The organism is Neobacillus drentensis, assembly GCF_021560175.1.
In the GTDB taxonomy this organism is placed as follows: Bacteria; Bacillota; Bacilli; order Bacillales; family Cytobacillaceae; genus Neobacillus; species Neobacillus drentensis_A.
This window is the reverse complement of record NZ_CP091110.1, coordinates 5444861-5465286: the sequence shown is the minus strand read 5'-3', so window position 1 is coordinate 5465286 and position 20426 is coordinate 5444861. Positions and strand designations below refer to the sequence as shown.

Sequence of the window (20426 nt, the reverse complement as noted above, 5' to 3'; positions counted from 1 at the left end):
ACTACAAGAACAGGTAATGATAAAACCACGGAGGGTCCATTTATGTTATATTTAACTTTATTCTTGTGTTTTTGTGCTTCGATCTTCCTCACACCATTAGTAAAAAAATTAGCTTTTAAAATTGGCGCAACTGACAAGCCCAATCAAAGGAAAGTTCATCAAAAAATTATGCCTCGTTTAGGCGGATTGGCTATTTATATAAGTTTTATCATAGGAATATTGATTATTAAACCAATTGAAAACTTTCATTTGCCACTTTTACATCCTAATGGAAATGTACACATCGCCATCTTGCTTGGAAGCTTAATTATTATCCTTACAGGTGCAGTTGATGATGTGAAAGAAATTTCACCAAAGGTAAAGCTTTTAGGACAAATTCTTGCTTCCTTGGTGATTATCATGTTAGGGGATATTAAAGTGGAGTTCATTAACTTGCCCTTTGGTGGGGGCCGGTTAGACTTTGGGATTTTTAGTATCCCATTTACAATGGTTTGGATTATCGGTATAACCAATGCGATTAATTTAATCGACGGATTAGACGGTTTAGCTGGCGGGGTATCAACAATTGCCTTGTTTGCCATTGCAGGAATGGCTTATATAACAGGTAATCCGTATGTTACGGTTGTTGCCTTAATTGCTGCCGTTTCAACACTAGGATTCCTTGTCTATAACTTCCACCCAGCAAAAATTTTTATGGGTGATACGGGTGCATTATTTTTAGGTTTCTTAATTAGTGTCCTATCGTTATTGGGTCTAAAAGGTGTTACATTTATTTCACTAGTCATTCCGGTTATTATTCTGGGTGTACCTATTTCTGATACATTCTTTGCGATTATCCGCAGATTGGTCAACAAGCAGCCATTATCGGCACCAGATAAATCACACTTACATCATTGTTTGCTACGATCCGGCTTTTCACATCGTCAAACCGTTTTACTCATTTATGCTATGAGTGCCATTTTTGGACTAGCAGCATTTATCCTTTCACAGTCAACGCTTCTTGGAGCCATTCTTATTATCCTCACAATCTTAATTACCATTGAGATTATTGTGGAGAAAATTGGTCTGGTACGTGAAGATTACAAACCACTCCTAAAACTAATCAGAGGTTTTAGATTAGCGAATGTGCGAAATAAATAGTTATAAAAAACAGGCGGCCAACATTCAGTTTGGCTGCCTGTTTTTTTATATTTTCCAATTGAGATTTCCGTATATTAACATCTCCTAACGTGTTTTTTATCAGCATTAATGGACAAACTTATTTTTAAGGAGGATGTTATATGTTTTTTCTTACCTTGATAGTATGTTTTGTCCTATCTGTTCTTATTACACCACTTATAAAAAAGCTTGCATTTCGAATAGGTGCTACTGACAGACCTAATCAACGTAAGGTTCATCAGTCTGTTATGCCAAGGATTGGAGGATTAGCAATTTTTATTAGTTTTATAATAGGAATGATCCTCTTGCATCCTGAAAACCCATCCTCATTACCAATACTAGTTGGCTGTTTTATCATTATCGCTACCGGCTTTTTGGATGACTTGATCGAACTGCCGGCAAAATACAAACTGATTGGACAACTCGCTGCGGCATGCGTGGTTGTTCTGTGGGGGAATTTGCAGGTTGTCTTTATCAATCTGCCGTTCGGCGCACAGCTTCAATTTGGTTTTTTTAGCATTCCTTTTACGATCCTTTGGATTGTTGGCATTACAAATGCCATAAACCTAATCGACGGTCTAGACGGCCTGGCGGCTGGGGTTTCATCGATTGCCTTAATTTCAATATCAGGGATTGCTTTTATTCAGGGATATTTATATGTCTTCGTCATTGGTTTAATCGTACTCATGAGCACACTTGGATTTTTAGTGTACAATTTTCATCCTGCCAAGATTTTTATGGGGGATACAGGTGCCCTCTTTTTGGGTTTTATCATCTCCGTCTTATCGCTGCTAGGTTTTAAAAACGTTACCTTTATTTCGTTTATAATTCCCGTCATCATTCTCGGAGTACCCATTTCAGATACGCTTTTCGCCATTATCCGAAGAATCATTAACAAACAGCCTTTGTCAGCTCCTGATAAATCTCATCTCCATCATTGCATGCTAAGAATGGGGTTCTCCCATCGGCAAACCGTGCTGCTTATTTATGCGATGGCTGCGTTTTTTGGACTTGTGGCCGTTATCTTTTCGCAGGCAAGAATTGGCGGTGCCCTCGTCTTAATCGGTGTAATCGTTCTGTTAATCGAAATTATTGCTGAAAAAATCGGCCTAATGGGCAAGGACCATAAGCCGCTGTTGAATATCGTTCGAACATTAACAACGGCAAAAGACCGCTCCTAATAGGACAAGGGACTCATGAATTTTGAGCCCCTTAATTTTTTTCCCAATTGTCTAGCCGTTATGGTCCTATTATAATGGACCTAAGGGAAAATTTATTCTCTTGTGTAGTCTTGTTCGAGATAGAGCATCTCACCCTGCTCTAGTGTACATTGGCCGTTGGTTAGTTCAATCATCCAGTCTCTGAAGGATTGTACCTGACTTTCGTCTACATACGTTTCGACCTCGACGGTATCCAAGTAGTGAATTTCTTTTATTTTATAATCGGAGGCGCGCAGTTCCTTCTCAATTTTCCCAAGCCAAGGATACTCAAATTTGACATGAATAATTTGGGAAAGTCTTCTTTCGACGATGCCTACTGCATCAAGCCCTTCAGAAGTGGCTTTGCCGTAAGCACGGATCAGCCCGCCGGCTCCTAATTTAATGCCTCCAAAGTAACGAGTCACAACTACTACTGTGTCCTTTAGCTTCCGTTTTTTTAACACCTCAAGGATCGGCACACCCGCTGTTCCGCTTGGTTCACCGTCATCATTGGCTTTTTGAATGTTGTCATGCTCGCCGATGAGGTAGGCTGAGCAGTTATGCGTAGCATTCCAATGCTGTTTCTTAATGGTTTGAATGAACTCAACCGCTTCAGTTTCAGTTTCAGCTCTTGTCAAATGGGCAATAAACCGAGATTTTTGAATCGTAATCTCATGTTCGCCGCTCTGTTTTACAGTATGGTAACAAGGAAGCATAATAAGCTCCCCTCCTTTTTAAAAAAATATTTGTAATATACCTTTAATATGGTGGTAACCTTCGAATGATATAATAGTAATAGTTCAATAAGTATCCTTAAAGGAATGTAACACTATCATTATATTACTTTCACCCCAGAAGAAGGTCAATAAGAGTGTTATCGTTCGCTAATTGCTTTTATTCCATGTAAAATATGTTAAGGGCCTTAAGGGAAAACCCTGGAGGGAATGAAATGAAACTTAAAAAGGTCAATACAAAGTCAATTGATGAAATTCGTGAAGAAATGATTGACAGGGTAACAAGCAGTAAAAGTGATATCTTTCGAATTGGTGAGCAATGCCGTCAAGATTACGAAAGTATGACATCAGAACTTCGAAATATCAAGGAAATGATGGTTAAGCTCATCGAAGAGGGGAACCAGCTTGAAGATCAGGTTCATCAAGCCCGGCTGATGTTATCAGAAGTTAGTATGAATTTTAAAAAGTATACCGAAGAAGAAGTGCGTGAGGCCTATGAAAAAGCCCACCAGCTGCAAATGGACCTTTCCATCAATTGGCAGTATAAAAAACAGCTCTTGGAAAAACGGGATGATTTGGAGCGGAGATTGATTGGGTTAGATGACACAATTGACCGCGCCGACCAGCTTATTTCCCAAATTTCTGTGGTGATGAATTACTTGACAAGTGATTTAAAACAAGTCGGGGAAGTCATCGAAACGGCCAAAGCCAAACAAGACTTTGGTTTGAAAATTATTGAAGCCCAGGAAGAGGAACGGAAACGTTTATCCCGGGAGATTCATGATGGTCCTGCCCAAATGCTGGCCAATGTGATTATGCGTTCTGATCTGATTGAACGTGTTTATCGAGATAAAGGGCCAGAAGAGGCATTTGCTGAAGTTCATAGCTATAAAAAAATGGTGCGGGCCGCGCTTTATGAGGTGCGGAGAATTATTTATGACCTCCGTCCGATGGCACTTGATGATTTAGGCCTTGTCCCCACCCTCAAAAAATACTTACAAACGATCGAAGAATATCATAACCACTCAAGGATCGAGTTTGTGAATGTCGGTCTGGAGCTCCGCCTGCCAACCAAGTATGAGGTTGCGTTGTTCCGGATGATCCAAGAGTCTGTGCAAAACGCGCTTAAGCACGCGAATGCCTGTGTAATCAACGTCAGATTGGAAATCACCAATTCTGCTGTCACCGTCCACATCAAGGATAACGGTGTTGGATTCGATACGTCGATCAAGAAACCTGAGTCGTTTGGGATGATTGGGATGAGAGAGCGTGTCGATCTGCTTGAAGGGGAAATCAAGTATGATTCGAAAATAGGTAAAGGAACATCCGTCCTCATTCGTGTTCCATTAATTAACTAAAAAAATTATTGCAGCAAATGATAAAATTGTAATAAGGGGGAGTACCACATGACAACCAAAATTGCTATTATTGATGATCACCAACTATTCAGAGAAGGTGTTAAAAGAATATTAGAATTCGAAAAGTCATTCCAGGTTGTGGCCGAAGGCGATGACGGAAGTGATGCTGTAGGACTAGTGGAACAGTACCAGCCTGATGTCGTTATTATGGATATCAATATGCCGGGTATGAATGGTGTCGAGGCAACCCGTGAGCTTGTTGAAAAATATCCAAGTACAAAAGTCATTATTTTATCGATTCACGATGACGAAAATTATGTGACCCATGCCTTAAAAACAGGTGCATGCGGCTACTTATTAAAGGAAATGGATGCGGACGCTCTGATTGAGGCAGTTCGTGTTGTGGCGGATGGCGGTTCCTACTTACATCCAAAGGTTACCCACAACCTTGTGAATGAATATCGGAAGCTGGCTACAACTGCCGGACGTTCCGGAGGCGGTTATGTGCAAACACTTGATATCCGCCGGCCATTGCATTTGTTAACCCGCCGTGAATGTGAAGTTCTGCAAATGCTTGCCGATGGAAAAAGTAACCGAGGTATTGGCGAATCCTTATTTATCAGTGAAAAAACAGTTAAAAACCATGTAAGTAATATTTTGCAAAAAATGAATGTTAATGACCGTACCCAAGCCGTTGTATCAGCGATTAAAAATGGCTGGGTTGAAGTAAGATAGAGTTGTTAAGGAGCACACCTTAAATGGGTGTGTTCTTTTTTTGTGGCTTCATATAAAATAAAAGTGCAGTCAAAAATACAAGGATGGTACATTTTTATGAAAACGGCAATTGTCACGGATAGCACCGCGTACATACCGAAGGAGTTACGAGAACAATTTACTATACATATGATCCCGCTAAACGTCATTTTCGGGACAGAGGTATACCATGAAGAAGTCGATTTAACCGCGAATGCGTTCTATGAAGAGATAAAAACAAAAGATTTGCCGACAACCTCTCAGCCGCCGATTGGGAAGTTTGTCGAGTTGTTTGAGGAACTGGCGGCCGATTATGATGCGGTGATTAGTATTCATTTGTCGAGCGGTATCAGCGGTACGTATCAAGGCGCGGTAACTGCTGGGACCATGGTGGACGGGATAAAGGTTTATCCGTTTGATTCTGAGATCAGCTGCATGGTTCAGGGTTTCTATGCACTAGAGGCAGCTGAAATGGCCGGGCGCGGAGAATCGCCTGAGCGGATTATCAGCCGGTTAGAAGAGTTGAAGCAATCAGCCGATGCTTATTTCATGGTGGATGACTTGTCTAATCTGCAGCGAGGCGGCCGTCTGTCGAGTGCTCAAGCCATTATTGGCAGTTTGTTGCAGGTAAAGCCGCTGCTGCACTTTGACGAGAAGGTCATAGTACCATTTGAAAAAATTCGTACCCGCAAGAAGGCTCTGAAGCGGATTGTCGATTTACTTGGTGAAGCTGTCTCCGATGGCGCGGAATATCGGGCGGTGATTATTCATGCGAATCGTGAGGCGGAGGCAGAGGAGTGGCGTAAAGAGTTAGCGGGCTTGTATCCTCATGTTGAGTTTATGATAGGCTATTTTGGAGCAGTAATTGGTACCCATCTTGGTGAGGGTGCGATGGGCATGGGTTGGATGAAAAAATAAGATTGTTAGTTTGAAGCCATTCCGGTGTTTGAACCGGGATGGCTTTTTTGATTGGCGATGGAATGGTGGTTGGGGGTGGGTGTGCGGAAATAATGGGGATATGTACGGAACAAAGAGAGAAGTGCACGGGATTATTAAGGAAGTATACGGAAATAAATCGGAAACCGGCAGAATTCTGGGCCAAGTCTGCAGAAATGTATCAGGCCGGCAACCTGGTTATAGAGCGAGATATAGAAAAAGGTAATTGAAAAGAAGGGTTTTACGGAAATAATGGGGATTTGCACGGAAAAAAGAGAGAAGTGTACGCAATTATTAAGGAAGTACACGGAAATAAAGCGAAAACTTGCGGAATTCTGGGCCGAGTGTGCGGAAATGTAGCGGTCCGGGAACCTGGTTATAAAGCGAGATATAGAAAAAGGTAATTGAAAAGAAGGGATTTACGGAAATAAAGGGGATTTGTACGGAAAAAAGAGAGAAGTGTACGGAATTATTAAGGAAGTATACGGAAATAAATCGGAAACCGGTGGAATTCTGGGCCAAGTCTGCGGAAATGGAGCGGACCAGCAACTTGATTTGAAGCGAGATATAGAAAAAGGTAATTGAAAAGAAGAGGTTTACGGAAATAATGGGAATTTATACGGAAAAAAGTGAGAAGTGTACGGAATTATTAAGGGAGTACACAAAAATAAATCAGAAACCCACAGAATTCCAGTCCAAGTCTACAGAATCGCAAACGGAGTCAACCCGATCACAGCAGAAAAAAACTTTTAAAAAAACCAAAAAATTTTCCACCAACAAGTAGGAATCTATCAACAAATGTAGAATTATAAAGAAAAAAGGAGTGATGTATATTGGTTATAAAAGAACTAACACTTCCTCTAAGACTTATCCTAACCGTAAGCCTAAAAAAATACTTAAACCACAACCACCCAATGTATCCAGTAATAGAAAAAGACCTTGCCAAAAGATGGGCAGGCTACTGGGGCGAATGGGCACTAGCGAACTACATGAAAGAACTGCCGCAAGAAAAGTACCTAATCCTCCACGACCTTCAGCTTAAACTCCACGATATCTCCTTCCAAATTGATACCTTACTAATCTCTCAAACCCATATCCTGATCATCGAAGCCAAAAATATCATTGGAACATTGTATTTTGATAATGTCTTTAACCAACTCATCCGAAAAAACCCGGAAGCATCAGAAGAGTCCTTTGAGGACCCGCGAATTCAATGCCGAAGACTGCAATCCCTTCTTAAAAGATGGCTAATCCTTCATCATCTCCACTTGCTCCCCATCGATTACCTTATTTTTTTCAAAAGCACCAACAAAACCATCTTAAAAACCAGCGGTACCGGAACAGACCTGACAAGAATTTGTAAAGGAAGAGACCTTTTTAGTAAAATTGAAGACTCCGAAAAAAAATTCCACCAAGTTAAAATCCAAGCCCCCAAAAGGAATGAAATAGCTCAATTCCTGTTAAGCCAGCATACCCCAACACAAATAGATATTTTACAAGAGTATGGTCTCACCGAGGCAGACTTGCTCCAAGGTGTCCCATGCCCAAATTGTACCCACATTCCAATGCATTACCAAACAGGAAAATGGATCTGTCCGGAATGCAGCACAACCTCCCAAGAAGCCCATATCGAAGCTATCATTGATTATTTCCTCCTGATTAAACCATCCATCACAAACCGTGAATGCCAGACCTTCTTTCAAATCCCGACACCAGACATCTCAAGAAATATGTTAATTTCCCTCAACCTTCCCACTTCAGGTCATACCAAAAAACGCTTGTACCATCAATGGCCTGGCGATAAAAGTTATGTAATGGCAGCAGACAAAATCATCGCCCAGAGGGTGACCACACATGCGATTTATCGAAAAAGACAACCTAATAATCCCGAGCACAACAAAAGAGGATTCCCTGCCCATCTCACAAATTCCAACCATCCCGAACCCGCCGATTAACCCCGCATTCACTTACAATCCGGATCTACAACAGCAGCTTACCGGCAAACAGCTCCTTCTCGAGGACCTTCCATTCCCGCTCGCAGACATTCAAGCCCATTATCAACATGGATACCTTACCTATCGAAAAGGAATTGAAAATAACGGTAAACACCCACTATGTGCCCGTTGTGGCAACAAGGATCCGCAATGGTTTGCCGCCTTTCCATGCGCTCGATGCAAAGAGACTTGTCTGTATTGCCGTAACTGTCTGATGATGGGCAGAATCAGTGAATGCACACCGCTTATTGGCTGGAACGGCCAAGCCCCTGACATTCAGATCCCAGCTCAAATCATGGCCTGGCAGGGAACGCTCTCTGACGGGCAGAAGGTCGCATCCCAACATGTTGTCGAGGCGATCGAGCAAAGCCAGGAGCACCTCATTTGGGCTGTCTGCGGGGCAGGCAAAACGGAGGTCTTGTTTGCTGGAATAGAATCCGCACTAGCCGCGAAAAAAAGAATCTGCATTGCCACGCCAAGAACGGATGTTGTCTTAGAACTCACCCCCAGATTAAAAGCGGCCTTTCCGGAAATCCCCATTGCCTCCCTTTACGGCGGGAGTGAGGACCGCCACCTATATGCCCCGCTAACCATTGCGACCACCCATCAGCTCCTCCGTTTTTTTCATGCCTTTGATGCCATCATTCTAGATGAAGTCGATGCCTTTCCATATACAGTCGAAGAGTCGCTCCAGTACGCAGCCGTTCAGGCCCGGAAACCAACTTCAGCGATGATTTACCTCACTGCGACTCCTAATTCCAAATGGCAAAGAGAATGCCGAACAGGTAAAAGGGCGTATACGACCATTCCGGCCCGATTTCACCGCAAACCGCTCCCGGTCCCAGAATTCATTTGGTGCGGGAACTGGCAAAAACAGCTTGAAAAAGGGAAGCTGCCTCCCAATGTGGTTAAGTGGATTAAAACCAGAATCCAAGCAGAAAAACAAACGCTAGTATTTTTTCCACATATTCCGTTGATGGAAAAAGCACTGGCCATCTTACGGAAAATTCATCCTGCCATCGAAGCAGTCCATGCCGAAGACCCGGATCGAAAAAGTAAGGTGCAAAAAATGCGGAACAAAGAGGTTCTAATGCTCCTTACCACCACCATTCTTGAGCGAGGGGTTACATTTCCCAATATCGATGTAGCTGTAGTGGGAGCGGAGGATTCTATTTTTACCGAAAGTGCTCTCGTCCAAATTGCCGGACGCGCAGGGCGAAGCAAGGATCATCCAACTGGGGTGGTAACTTTTTTTCATTATGGAAAAACCGAAGACATGCTAAAGGCGAAAAGGCAGATTGTCACGATGAACAGAGAAGGACTTAACAAGGGATTACTTGATCAATAGGGGGCTGTAAAATGAATCTATCCCAGCAAAATCGTTGTCTTTATTGCCACAAGGTGATAACTCCTCTTGTTAGTTGGGGTACACTCCTCTCACCAGAAAAGGAACCCCTTCTATGCCCAACTTGTGAAGGCAGGCTGGAAAACATTGCAGGGGAAACCTGCAGGATTTGCAGTCGGCCATTTCACCATTTAAATGAACAATTTCGTGACGGAGACCTGTGCCATGATTGCACACGCTGGGAGGAGGACCCTGACTGGCAGGGCTTTCTTGAAAAGAATCATGCTCTTTACCTATACAACGATTTTTTAAAAGACTTGATTGCCGTGTACAAATTTCGCGGAGATTATGTATTGGCCAAGATATTTGCGGAACTTTTTAAAAAAGAAATCACTAAAATCACCCCAGATTTACTTGTTCCTATTCCTTTAAGTGAAGAGCGGCTGTATGAACGCGGCTTTAATCAGGCAACGGCAGTCCTAACCTTTGCAGGCTTCCAATCGGACGATATCCTTACGCGGGTCCATTCTGAAAAACAATCGAAAAAATCAAGGGAAGAGCGGATCCATATCCCCCAGGTCTTTAAAGTCGAGCCTGACAGTGAATTACAAGGAAAAAGGATTTTATTAATCGATGATATTTACACCACCGGCTCGACACTTAGGCATGCAGCGAAACTTCTAAAAGGGGCGGGGGCGACGAGCGTCCAATCATTTACGATCGCAAGATAGACTCGGCGCCCACCGCGCCTGAAATTAGAATCGCATCTTTAGTGCCCTTTGAGCATTTTCAATATCATGACCGAGAAGAAGACCTAAATCGTAGGCAGGATAGTAGCCATGTTTGTGCATATAATTAAAAACTCTCTCGTGACCATGAATTGCTCCCATCAACTGATTCGTAAAGGTTTTTCGTAGAGCAGGGGTGGCTGTTTCCGTGATGGCAACAGAAAGATTTCGCACCATTGTTTTCGATAAAGCCAATAAATCTCCGGCAAAGAAGCCAATATCCTCGCGGACCTCTTCCTCTTCACGGGCTTGATAGCCTTGGGCGGAAGGATAATATTTCAGTAATTCGTTAAGGTTTTTTTCTAAATCCTGAATACATAAACGGTATAATTCTCTAAGCTCGGAGTCAGTTACTTTATTGATCGACATTTTCAGTTTCATTAATCCTAAGGATTGAAAAGCCACCATCTCATGTAATTCCAGGGTCTCATGCCAGGCTAGCTTTTTCCGATTTTCCTGTTCCATGATTGTATCCTCCATTCATGTTCACATCAATGTAACGTATTCCCTAGGCCAATTAGTGGCAAATTGTCCTCCAAAATAATAAAATAAATATATGAATAACCATTCATTTTAGTGGAAATATCCCAGTAAAGTCAACGCTTGTAATCCCTATAGGCACTATTACCCTATTGTTTTTGTCAAAAATTCGACAAAATTATTATACGGTTTTAGCAGGAATCTTATAGGGTAAAATAGAATTGTATTTACATAGCCTTAACAAAAGGAGGAGTCCACATGAAATACAACGTACGTGGTGAAAACATTGAGGTTACTCCAGCAATTAGAGAGTATGTTGAAAAGAAGATTTCTAAATTAGAGCGTTATTTTACTGAAGCACCTGATGCAAATGTAAACGTGAATCTTAGATTCAATCAAGATAAATCTTCAAAAGTAGAGGTCACTATTCCACTACCGCAGCTAGTATTACGCGCTGAAGAAACAAACGTTGATATGTATGCAGCGATTGACTTGATTACTGACAAACTTGAGCGTCAAATCCGCAAGCACAAAACAAAAGTAAACCGCAAATTCCGTGAAAAAGGGGAACCTTCATTCACTTTTGCAGCAACTGAAAGCCCTGAGACTCTCGATCATGATGAAGAAGATCTAGAATTAGTCCGTACTAAGCGTTTTGACTTAAAACCAATGGACAGTGAAGAAGCAATTCTGCAAATGAACATGCTGGGCCACAGCTTCTATGTATTTAATAATTCTGATACTAACCGTACAAATGTTGTTTATAAGCGTAAAGATGGCCGTTATGGCTTAATCGAAGCACAGTAAAGCTGATAACAGGAACGCTGCTCCCTTACCGGAGCAGTGTTTTTTTATAAAAACACAATGGTGGAGGTTACATCATGACATTTTCTATCGTTGGCTATGATCCAATTGAAAAAGAATGGGGAATTGCCGTACAGTCTAAGTTTTTAGGGGTAGGTTCAGTAGTTCCTTGGGCAAAAGCGGGTGCCGGTGCGGTTGCCACTCAGTCATATGCCAACACGGCATATGGTCCAAAAGGACTTGAATTAATGGCAAAGGGAAAAACAGCGCAAGAGGTGCTTGAAATATTAATTGCCGACGACCCTGAGCGAGAGATGCGCCAGTTCGGCTTAATTGATGCGGCTGGCAACGCAGCTAGCTTTACTGGTAAGGAATGCTATGATTGGGCTGGCGGGCTCACAGAGGCTCATTTTGCCGCACAAGGAAATATTTTAGTGGACGAAAAAACTGTGAACGCGATGGGACACGTGTTTGAAGAGACTCGAGGAACACTTGCAGCAAGATTGCTTGCGGCATTGGATGCGGGTCAAGAAGCCGGCGGGGACAGCAGAGGCAAGCAGTCGGCGGCACTATTCGTGGTAAAGGAAGCGGGCGGCTACGGCGGCTTTAATGACCGCTATGTGGACCTCCGCGTGGACGATCATCCAGACCCAATTAAAGAATTAATCCGCCTTTACCAGCTTCAGCAATTATATTTTGCACCATCAAAACCAGAGAAGATCGTTTCGGTTGAAGGGAAGGTAAAAGCAGAGTTAATTGTGCAGTTGGGAAGATGGGGCTATTTAACGGGTGATATGATTAGGATCGAGGAAGTTTATCGTGCGTTAACCAACTTTATTCATACAGAAAACTTTGAAATGAGAGAACAGCAAACAGGACTTATTGATTTAGAGATCTTAGAATTTATGGAAAAAAACTGAAAAAAAGAGTTGTCCCCATGTGGATAACTCTTTTTTTATATTCTTATCCACAAAATTCTGAATGTTATACACATTAGTCACAGGTGGTAGATAAAATATGTGTATAAAGTAGATTGTCTATCCTGAGAGAAGGGGAGGGATGGTGGATTTCTATGAAAACTTCTCCTATAGAACAAAGTTCAGGTATTTCATTTGTGAATTGTCTAAAAGGATTAAGCCTATTGGACAAAATTGCTTAGTGTATACCAAAAACTGTTCAATAAAGAGCTCCTATAAGACAAACCTCTTGTGATTTATGGAAAATTGTCCAATAGAAGCACTCTAATAGACAGAAACCTTGTGCTGCCATAGCAGATTGTCCAATAGAAGGACTCTAATAGACAGAAACCTTGTGTTGCCGAAGAAGATTGTCCAATAGATACGCATCTATTGGACAAAACTCTCGACAATACTAGAAAACTGTCCAATAGAGGTATTCATTAGAAAACAGATAAAAGCAAAAAAATGGCCAGCGACAAAGTCGCTGACCGATATACAAAATCTTTAAGAATTATCCAGCACCAATGCCATAGCGGCTGGTGTGCTGCACACTTCTTATAATTTCCCAGCCCCACAGCAGTTTTTATACTTCTTACCACTGCCGCAAATACATGGAGCATTACGGCCGACATCCAGCTGCTTCACTTTTGGCTTCTGCTTCACTGCTTCGCCGTCTTCCTTCGGATTCACCGCTTGGCCTTTCGCCACCTCTTGACGCTCGAGGTTATTGCGAATTTCTGCCTTCATGATATACATGGCTGTTTCATCCTCAATGGACTGAATCATCGCTTCAAACATAGCGAACCCTTCATGCTGGTATTCACGAAGCGGATCGATTTGTCCATAAGCGCGCAGATGGATTCCTTGACGAAGCTGATCCATGGCATCAATATGGTCCGTCCATTTAGAGTCAACCGCTCTTAAAGTAACAACCTTCTCGAATTCACGCATTTGCTCAGGGAACAGAATCTGTTCTTTCTCCTCGTAGCGCTCCTTGACCTTTGCAAAAATTTCCTCAACGATCTCTTCCGGCTCTTTGCCTTTTAGGTCATCGACTGTGATATCACCTTCATGAAGAAGGGTGGCCTGAACATATTCGACAATCGCTTGCAGATCCCATGCTTCCTCATCCTCATGACGTGGGGCATGAACATCGACATTCCGCTCAATCGAGTTTAGAATCATCTTTTGAACGATCTCGCGCAAGTCTTCAGATTCTAATACTTCATCGCGCTGTGAGTAAATGATCTCACGCTGCTGACGTAGGACATCGTCATATTGCAAGAGCTGTTTACGAGCATCAAAGTTGTTGCCCTCTACCCGTTTTTGCGCCGATTCAACGGCACGGGAAACCATTTTACTCTGGATTGGCTGGCTGTCGTCCATACCAAGTCGCTGCATCATGGCTTTCATATTGTCAGAGCCAAAGCGGCGCATCAATTCATCTTCCATTGATAGATAGAATTGAGTTACACCTGGGTCTCCTTGACGTCCAGAACGTCCACGAAGCTGGTTATCAATCCGTCGGCTTTCATGGCGCTCGGTGCCAATTACCGCGAGACCGCCTAGTTCAATCACACCTTCACCAAGCTTAATGTCTGTACCACGCCCGGCCATGTTCGTCGCAATCGTAACTGAACCCTGATGGCCTGCTTCCGCAATGATCTCCGCTTCCCGTTCATGGTTTTTCGCATTCAAGACATTATGCTGAATCCGTTTTTTGGATAAATAATTAGAAATTAATTCGGATGTCTCGATGGCAACCGTACCAACCAGCACTGGTTGTCCCTTTTGATGGCGTTCCGCAATATCTTCCACCACTGCACGGAATTTGCCGTCCATTGTTGCATAAATCAAATCGGCACGGTCATCACGGGCAATTGGTCTATTTGTTGGAATGACAATAACATTCATATTATAGATGTTGCGGAATTCCTCTTCTTCCGTTTTCGCTGTACCGGTCATACCGGCTAATTTTTCATACATACGGAAGTAGTTTTGGAACGTAATCGTTGCCATGGTCATGCTTTCATTTTGAACCTCAAGACCTTCTTTTGCTTCAATAGCCTGGTGCAGGCCTTCGCTATAACGGCGCCCCTTCATCAAACGGCCCGTAAATTGGTCAACAATGACAATCTCGCCGTCTTGAACAACGTAATCGATATCCAAGTGCATACTAACATTGGCTTTTAACGCCTGGTTTATATGATGGTTCAACGTAACATGGGCCATATCGAAGAGGTTTTCAATGCCGAACGCTTTTTCAGCTTTACTAATTCCTTCTTCGGTGAGCATAACACCCTTTGTTTTCTCGTCATAGGTGTAATCAACTTCTTTTGTCAACGTCCGCACAAACGCATTCGCTTGAATATAAAGGACAGCTGATTTCTGGGCTGAACCAGAGATAATCAATGGTGTACGGGCTTCGTCAATTAAGATGGAGTCAACCTCGTCAATGACCGCATAAAAAAGCGGGCGCTGAACTTTTTGCTCTTTATAAAGGACCATATTGTCACGAAGGTAGTCGAAACCAAATTCGTTGTTTGTTCCATAAGTAATATCCGCAGCATAGGCAGCCTGCTTTTCTTCACTATCCATGCTGTTTAGGTTTAAGCCTACAGTGAGGCCTAAAAATTCATACAATTGACCCATTTCAGTGGCGTCACGGCTTGCCAAGTATTCGTTGACGGTGACAACGTGAACACCCTTACCAGAAAGGGCATTTAAGTATACCGGCATCGTCGCTGTTAAGGTTTTACCTTCCCCGGTCTTCATTTCGGAAATGTTACCTTCATGCAGTGAGATACCACCCATTAATTGGACGTGGTATGGATATAATCCAAGCACACGGCGGGCACCTTCACGGACAACTGCAAATGCTTCTACAAGCAAATCATCAAGTGTTTCGCCCTTTTGATAGCGTGCTTTAAACTCTTCTGTTCTTTCGCGAAGCTGATCATCTGTTAATCTTTCGGTTTCGGCTGCAAGTGTATCAATCTTGGCTGCAAGCTTGTCTAACCGCTTCAACTCGCGTTTGTTCAAATCAAATACTTTATTTAAAATCCCCATACCTGATGAACGCTCCTTTATCTGAGACTAATTCACATTAAATATCCATGTCAAAAATGTTCGATAATTACCCTTTTCATCTTACCATTTACTTTTTATAGTGACAACAATGTTAAAAACAGAGTAAAAAGGGTGATTCTACTATTATATAGTAACTACTCATCGAACTACTACTAAAGCGCAAGTAATAATTCGATTTTTCGACAATATTGACAGACTTATGGCCCTTTTGTGACCTAGGAGACCATGATGGTTTTAAATGAATAACGGTTGTATAAAATATAATATTTTTGTATAAAAATGAACAATTTCGGATGTTTGCACTATTATAGTAGTGCTAATTAAACCCTTTGAAAACAACATTTATATGTTGTTTTTAGGTGAAAACAAACTCGCGAAAAGTATGAAGAAATATTCACAAATTGTACATTGGAATATACTCTTACAATGTTAGATACTACCTGTAGAGAGGTTAATATGGAAAATAAATAGAGAAAAAGTCCGAAATGGGAAGGGTGAGTTAAGTGGCCATTTGGGGGAAAAAGAAAAATAAAGAAATAGATCCCGATACTAGAGAAAATAGAAAAAAGGGCCTAATTCGCAGACTCTGGCAAAAGTTCAGAGCCATTGACTGGAAGAACCCAGTTAATAGATGGAAGTTATTATTTATTTCATTAATTGGCTGTATTGTTTTATTTGGCGGTGGATATGGAGTTCTTTCCTTTACCAACTCGCCGTCCTTCTGTTCCAGCTGTCATGAAATGCAGCCGGAATATACGTCTTATACAGCTAGTGCCCACAACCAGATATCCTGTGTTCAGTGTCATATTAAGCCAGGTACGGTAAATATGCTGACACACAAGATGAAGTCGTTGAAAGAAGTGTACTACCACGTTACAGGAGTACCAGAACAGATTGTTCAAACAGAAGAAGAAGCAGTTTCAAGTCAGAACTGTTTACAATGTCATTCGAAAAACCGGCTGGTTACAGCCTCAGGCGATTTAAAGGTAAATCACAAAGGACATATCGAAAAAGGGATCCCTTGTATTACCTGTCACTCAGGTGTCGTTCACGCAAAAATGGCTTCTCGCGGTATCAATACAGAAGAGGTTCGTGGTGATTGGACAAAGGCAAGTGCCGAAAAGTTAATGGAAGAAAAATACTTGAGACCGAACATGGGTACCTGTATTGACTGCCATGACAAAGTAAATAATGGTGAAAAGCCTTGGTTAGAAGCTTCTTACAATGTTCCGCCGAACCCTGAAGAAGCAGCGAAGAAACTGGAAGAAAGCAAAAAAGTAACAACTAGTGAAACAACCACAACTGCTGCTGCAACTGAAACTGAAAAAACAGCGACTACAAGTGAAACAGACGCTGCAACGTTAGCAGCACATGATCAAAAAACACAAGACATCATTCTACAGGCAATTGGCAAGCAGCAAAAAGACGTAAAACTTTCCATGGCCTGTGAAACTTGTCATAAAAAGGTGAAGGTGCCAAAGAGCCATAAAGTGGCAGGGTGGAGCGGAGCCCACGGCAGTACGGCCATTCAAAGCTTAGACAAGTGTGTAAACTGTCACCAAGATTCTAAATGGGCCAGAGCTATTCCAAAAGAAGATATTATCTCACTTCTTAAGATGAAGACAAAAACACACTATGAACCAAACCTAATAGTTGTTAAAGATCAAACAAGAATCAATAAGTTCTGTAGTGCATGTCACGCCGACCGCCCATCAGGACACGGGACAAGTGATGCCTGGTTAACAGGACACGCTAAGAAAGCCTTAACAGCAGATCAAAAAGAAGAATGCTTCGTCTGCCATGACCGGGTAAAACCAGTAGCAGGTTCAACAACACCAAAAGCACCAACGGATGTTTACTGCCAATACTGTCACAGGACTGGTTTTAAGTCTCCGGTGAAGAACTAATTAAATCATAAAGGAGGGTCGCTTTATGGATGAGGAGCACAATCAAGAGCTGCCCGCCCCTCCAAAATTTCGCTATAAATTAATCAAAATAGCAACGTTAACTCTGTTGTTTCTAGTCCTTTTGTCCGTTGCAAGGTTCTTCGGACTAGAAACAACTTCAAGCTCAAAGGTTTGTACATCCTGCCATGAGATGAAACCAGAGTACTATACGTGGAAAGCCTCTACACACAGCGAGGTTGCTTGTACCAGCTGCCATAAGGATGCAGTGTACAAGGATTTAGCGAAAGATAAGGCCCAAGAATTAGTGGCTCAATTAAAAAAACAATCGGAGGGTACTTCAGCAGCGCCGATCCGTATGCCTGGTGAAATACCGAATAGTGCGTGTGAATCTTGTCATAATGTTTTTACAAGAGAAGTAACGCCTTCAGGGGATATAATTATTCCCCATGACAAACATGAAAATAAAGGTGTCGAATGTGTGCAATGTCATAGTGGGGTTGCACATGGAAAAGTAGCTGATCGAAAAATGACCTACACAACCGACTTAGATAAATGGGATAGTCAAGTTGGTATAGAAGCGATGTCAGATATTAAGTTTATCCGGCCGGGCATGGATACTTGTATTGAATGCCATAAGGCACGGAAAGTGACAACCGAATGCAGTGCTTGTCATAAAACGGGAATGGTTCCAAAAAGTCATAAGAAAGCAAACTTTGCAACCAAGACACATGGTCTACAAGCTGCAACTAACTTACAAAAGTGCAATCAATGCCATAAGGATATGTCAACAGTCCCAATTGAGGGATACGAGGATGTTCCAGCAGTAACGAAGTATCTTCATAAGGATACCGGTACCATTCAAAAGTTAAAGACCCAATACGATTATGCGAAGGAAAATACCTTCTGTAAAGATTGCCACAGCAAGCGTCCTGCCAGTCATTCAAGCAGTTGGATGAAGGATCATGGCAATCAAGCTTCAAAAAATAAGCAAGAATGTTTAGCGTGCCATAACTACCAACAAGCAGGTGGAGTTAGTACCACAATGGTTGCTTGTGCATCTTGTCATCCCGCTTTGCACAAGGGATTTGATAAAGAAAGGCATCCAATACCACTAGCAGAAAAGCAAAGTGTTACCGGAAAATGTTATACCTGTCATGTGAAAAATAAATGCACAGCCTGTCATAAATAATAGGTGGGTACATTGCTAGATTAGGAGGGTTCGTATGGAAGCTAAAGAACATCCACTCAGTCAAGAAAAAGAGACAACTATAAAACAAGAACCTGATAAGAAAAAGAAGAAATCGAATAATGAAAAATTTAAATGGTGGCAAACTCTTCTCCTATTAACACTGACCTTAGTTATCTCAGTTGGAGCAGGATACTATGTAAGCAGTAAATATTTATGGTCAAGCTACGATCAAGACCAACTGAAGCAGCAATTGCAAAGCGCAAAAGATACTGTTGATCAAAAGCCTAATGACCCAAAATCCTACGTAAGCCTTGGTTATGCTTCTTTCTTAAATGGGGACAATGATGTAGCCATCAAACAATATAAGATTGCACTAGATTTAGATAAAAATGATTTTGATGCTTACTTCAATCTTGGACTTGTCTATAACAAAGAAAATCGACTTAATGACTCAGTGAAAATGGCACAAAAGGCAACGGAGATCTCACCAAAAGATTACAAAGGGTTTCTATTAAAAGGAATGTCTTACCGTCAACTTAAGATGTATAGCGATTCCATTGAGGCATTAAATGAAGCAAATAAGTTAATGCCAGGAAATACAGATATACTTTATGAAATTGGTCGTGTTGCAGAAGACCAAGGTGATAAAAAGAATGCGGAAGAAATCTACAAAGACGCACTAAATTACGACCCTATGTACAAACCAGCCTTAGAAGGGCTCAAGAGAATCGGCAAAAAATAGCTAACAAGGGGTGAAAACCAGTGAAGAAAAAAACCGTGTACATGTGGATGAGCGGAATAGTTATCCTAGTAATAGCAGCGTTTACTGCTATCTATTTTCTAAATATGGAGTCAACTGTAAAAAAGGCATCAAATGTGATTGACCCTAATTCACCACCAACTTTTAGTCAGCTTTTTTACGGTGATTTTGATAATGCACTAGACAAGCCAATGGATGTTGCCAAGATTGGAGAATTTATCTACGTATCTGATACTAACAATAAAAGAGTTCAAGTTTTTGATAGTTCAGGGTCACCTGTCTTTAAGTTTGGTAAAGAAGGCGAAGGTAAAGGTGAATTTAAATTTCCATACGGGATTGCTGGGGATAAAAAAGGAAATGTCTATGTAGCGGATTTATATAACGGTAAAATCTCAATATTTGATCCTAAAGGCAAATTCATTAAATACTTTGATGATAAAGAAAAACTAATCAAATCACCTGCTGGATTAAGAATTTTTGATGAAAAGTTATATGTAACAGATGTACAACAAAATAAAGTATTTGTATTAAACCTATCTGGTAAGAAGCTGCAGGAAATTAGTACTGGAGCGACTAAGGATGACACATTTAAAGCACCGAATGCGATTGCCTTTGATAAAAAGTCAGATGAACTGTTTATCAGTGATTCAGGGAATCAGCGAGTGCTAGCTTATGATAAAAAAGGAAAATATCTACGAACTATTAATGGTTCTAAAGATGGTAAGGGATCTTCCGTATTTGTTAATCCACGTGGAATTGGTGTTGACTCAAGAGGTGTTCTCTATGTAGTGAACAATTTATCCCATACGATTTATGGATTTAATGAAAAAGGTGAGCAAGTCTTTACGTTTGGATCTATGGGAGATCAAAATGAACAGTTTTATCTTCCAAATGGATTATATGTGGATGATAATGACCGGGTTTATATTACCGATACGTTAAATCAGCGTGTGGCGTTATACTATTAAGCTT

General features: G+C 41.6%; 18 protein-coding genes. 15 read left to right on the top strand and 3 right to left on the bottom strand.

The window, feature by feature from the left end:
- Positions 1–42 precede the first annotated feature (42 nt).
- Both L1999_RS25970 and L1999_RS25965 read left to right on the top strand, forming a co-directional pair.
- Positions 43–1140 carry a glycosyltransferase family 4 protein gene (locus tag L1999_RS25970; RefSeq protein ID WP_235741160.1) on the top strand — a complete coding sequence of 366 codons (1098 nt, stop codon included), beginning with the start codon at positions 43–45 and terminating at the stop codon, positions 1138–1140.
- A 140-nt stretch (positions 1141–1280) separates the two neighbouring features.
- Positions 1281–2339 (top strand): glycosyltransferase family 4 protein, encoded by a 1059-nt coding sequence (locus L1999_RS25965; protein ID WP_235741159.1) that lies wholly within the window; start codon positions 1281–1283, stop codon positions 2337–2339.
- A 92-nt stretch (positions 2340–2431) separates the two neighbouring features.
- On the opposite strand, the gene L1999_RS25960 is transcribed toward L1999_RS25965, so the two are convergent.
- Complete coding sequence (locus L1999_RS25960) at positions 2432–3073, bottom strand: YigZ family protein (RefSeq protein WP_235741158.1); 642 nt, start codon at positions 3071–3073, stop codon at positions 2432–2434.
- Positions 3074–3306: 233 nt separating this feature from the next.
- Here L1999_RS25960 and L1999_RS25955 point away from each other — a divergent pair, with 233 nt between their 5' ends.
- From L1999_RS25955 to L1999_RS25925, 7 genes are all read left to right on the top strand, one after another.
- Entirely contained in the window at positions 3307–4449 is a 1143-nt protein-coding gene (locus L1999_RS25955; RefSeq protein ID WP_235741157.1) for a sensor histidine kinase, read from the top strand.
- Between the two features lie 48 nt (positions 4450–4497).
- Positions 4498–5184, top strand: a complete 687-nt coding sequence (locus L1999_RS25950; RefSeq protein WP_215044893.1) for a response regulator — start codon at positions 4498–4500, stop codon at positions 5182–5184.
- A 96-nt stretch (positions 5185–5280) separates the two neighbouring features.
- Positions 5281–6120, top strand: coding sequence for a DegV family protein (locus L1999_RS25945; protein WP_235744471.1), 840 nt, complete (start codon positions 5281–5283; stop codon positions 6118–6120).
- Positions 6121–6576: 456 nt separating this feature from the next.
- A complete protein-coding gene (locus L1999_RS25940) occupies positions 6577–6723 on the top strand; it encodes a hypothetical protein (RefSeq protein WP_235741156.1) in 147 nt (48 codons plus the stop codon).
- Between the two features lie 248 nt (positions 6724–6971).
- Positions 6972–8093 carry a nuclease-related domain-containing protein gene (locus tag L1999_RS25935; protein WP_235741155.1) on the top strand — a complete coding sequence of 374 codons (1122 nt, stop codon included), beginning with the start codon at positions 6972–6974 and terminating at the stop codon, positions 8091–8093.
- Positions 7993–9480, top strand: coding sequence for an ATP-dependent helicase ComFA (locus tag L1999_RS25930; RefSeq protein WP_235741154.1), 1488 nt, complete (start codon positions 7993–7995; stop codon positions 9478–9480). The genes L1999_RS25935 and L1999_RS25930 overlap by 101 nt, the downstream gene beginning before the upstream one ends.
- A gap of 11 nt (positions 9481–9491) precedes the next feature.
- Positions 9492–10208 carry a ComFC family protein gene (locus tag L1999_RS25925; RefSeq protein WP_235741153.1) on the top strand — a complete coding sequence of 239 codons (717 nt, stop codon included), beginning with the start codon at positions 9492–9494 and terminating at the stop codon, positions 10206–10208.
- Positions 10209–10232: 24 nt separating this feature from the next.
- Here L1999_RS25925 and L1999_RS25920 read toward each other — a convergent pair whose 3' ends face one another.
- The gene (locus tag L1999_RS25920; RefSeq protein WP_235741152.1) at positions 10233–10730 is read right to left on the bottom strand and encodes a spore coat protein; all 498 of its coding nucleotides are present in this window, start codon (positions 10728–10730) and stop codon (positions 10233–10235) included.
- Positions 10731–11003: 273 nt separating this feature from the next.
- Between L1999_RS25920 and hpf the strand changes: the two genes are divergently transcribed.
- Both hpf and L1999_RS25910 read left to right on the top strand, forming a co-directional pair.
- Positions 11004–11552 carry a ribosome hibernation-promoting factor, HPF/YfiA family gene (gene hpf / locus L1999_RS25915; protein WP_235741151.1) on the top strand — a complete coding sequence of 183 codons (549 nt, stop codon included), beginning with the start codon at positions 11004–11006 and terminating at the stop codon, positions 11550–11552.
- 74 nt (positions 11553–11626) lie between these two features.
- On the top strand, positions 11627–12469 hold the full coding sequence (locus L1999_RS25910) for a DUF1028 domain-containing protein (protein WP_235741150.1): 843 nt from the start codon (positions 11627–11629) through the stop codon (positions 12467–12469).
- A gap of 594 nt (positions 12470–13063) precedes the next feature.
- Here the strand turns inward: L1999_RS25910 and secA are convergent.
- Positions 13064–15577 carry a preprotein translocase subunit SecA gene (gene secA, locus L1999_RS25905; protein ID WP_235741149.1) on the bottom strand — a complete coding sequence of 838 codons (2514 nt, stop codon included), beginning with the start codon at positions 15575–15577 and terminating at the stop codon, positions 13064–13066.
- Between the two features lie 524 nt (positions 15578–16101).
- Here secA and L1999_RS25900 point away from each other — a divergent pair.
- From L1999_RS25900 to L1999_RS25885, 4 genes are read left to right on the top strand one after another with little or no spacing between them, the layout of a single operon-like run.
- Positions 16102–17505, top strand: a complete 1404-nt coding sequence (locus L1999_RS25900) for a NapC/NirT family cytochrome c (protein ID WP_235741148.1) — start codon at positions 16102–16104, stop codon at positions 17503–17505.
- A 25-nt stretch (positions 17506–17530) separates the two neighbouring features.
- On the top strand, positions 17531–18694 hold the full coding sequence (locus L1999_RS25895) for a NapC/NirT family cytochrome c (protein WP_235741147.1): 1164 nt from the start codon (positions 17531–17533) through the stop codon (positions 18692–18694).
- A gap of 34 nt (positions 18695–18728) precedes the next feature.
- On the top strand, positions 18729–19436 hold the full coding sequence (locus L1999_RS25890; RefSeq protein WP_235741146.1) for a tetratricopeptide repeat protein: 708 nt from the start codon (positions 18729–18731) through the stop codon (positions 19434–19436).
- 20 nt (positions 19437–19456) lie between these two features.
- Positions 19457–20422 carry a 6-bladed beta-propeller gene (locus tag L1999_RS25885; protein WP_235741145.1) on the top strand — a complete coding sequence of 322 codons (966 nt, stop codon included), beginning with the start codon at positions 19457–19459 and terminating at the stop codon, positions 20420–20422.
- Positions 20423–20426: the final 4 nt, after the last annotated feature.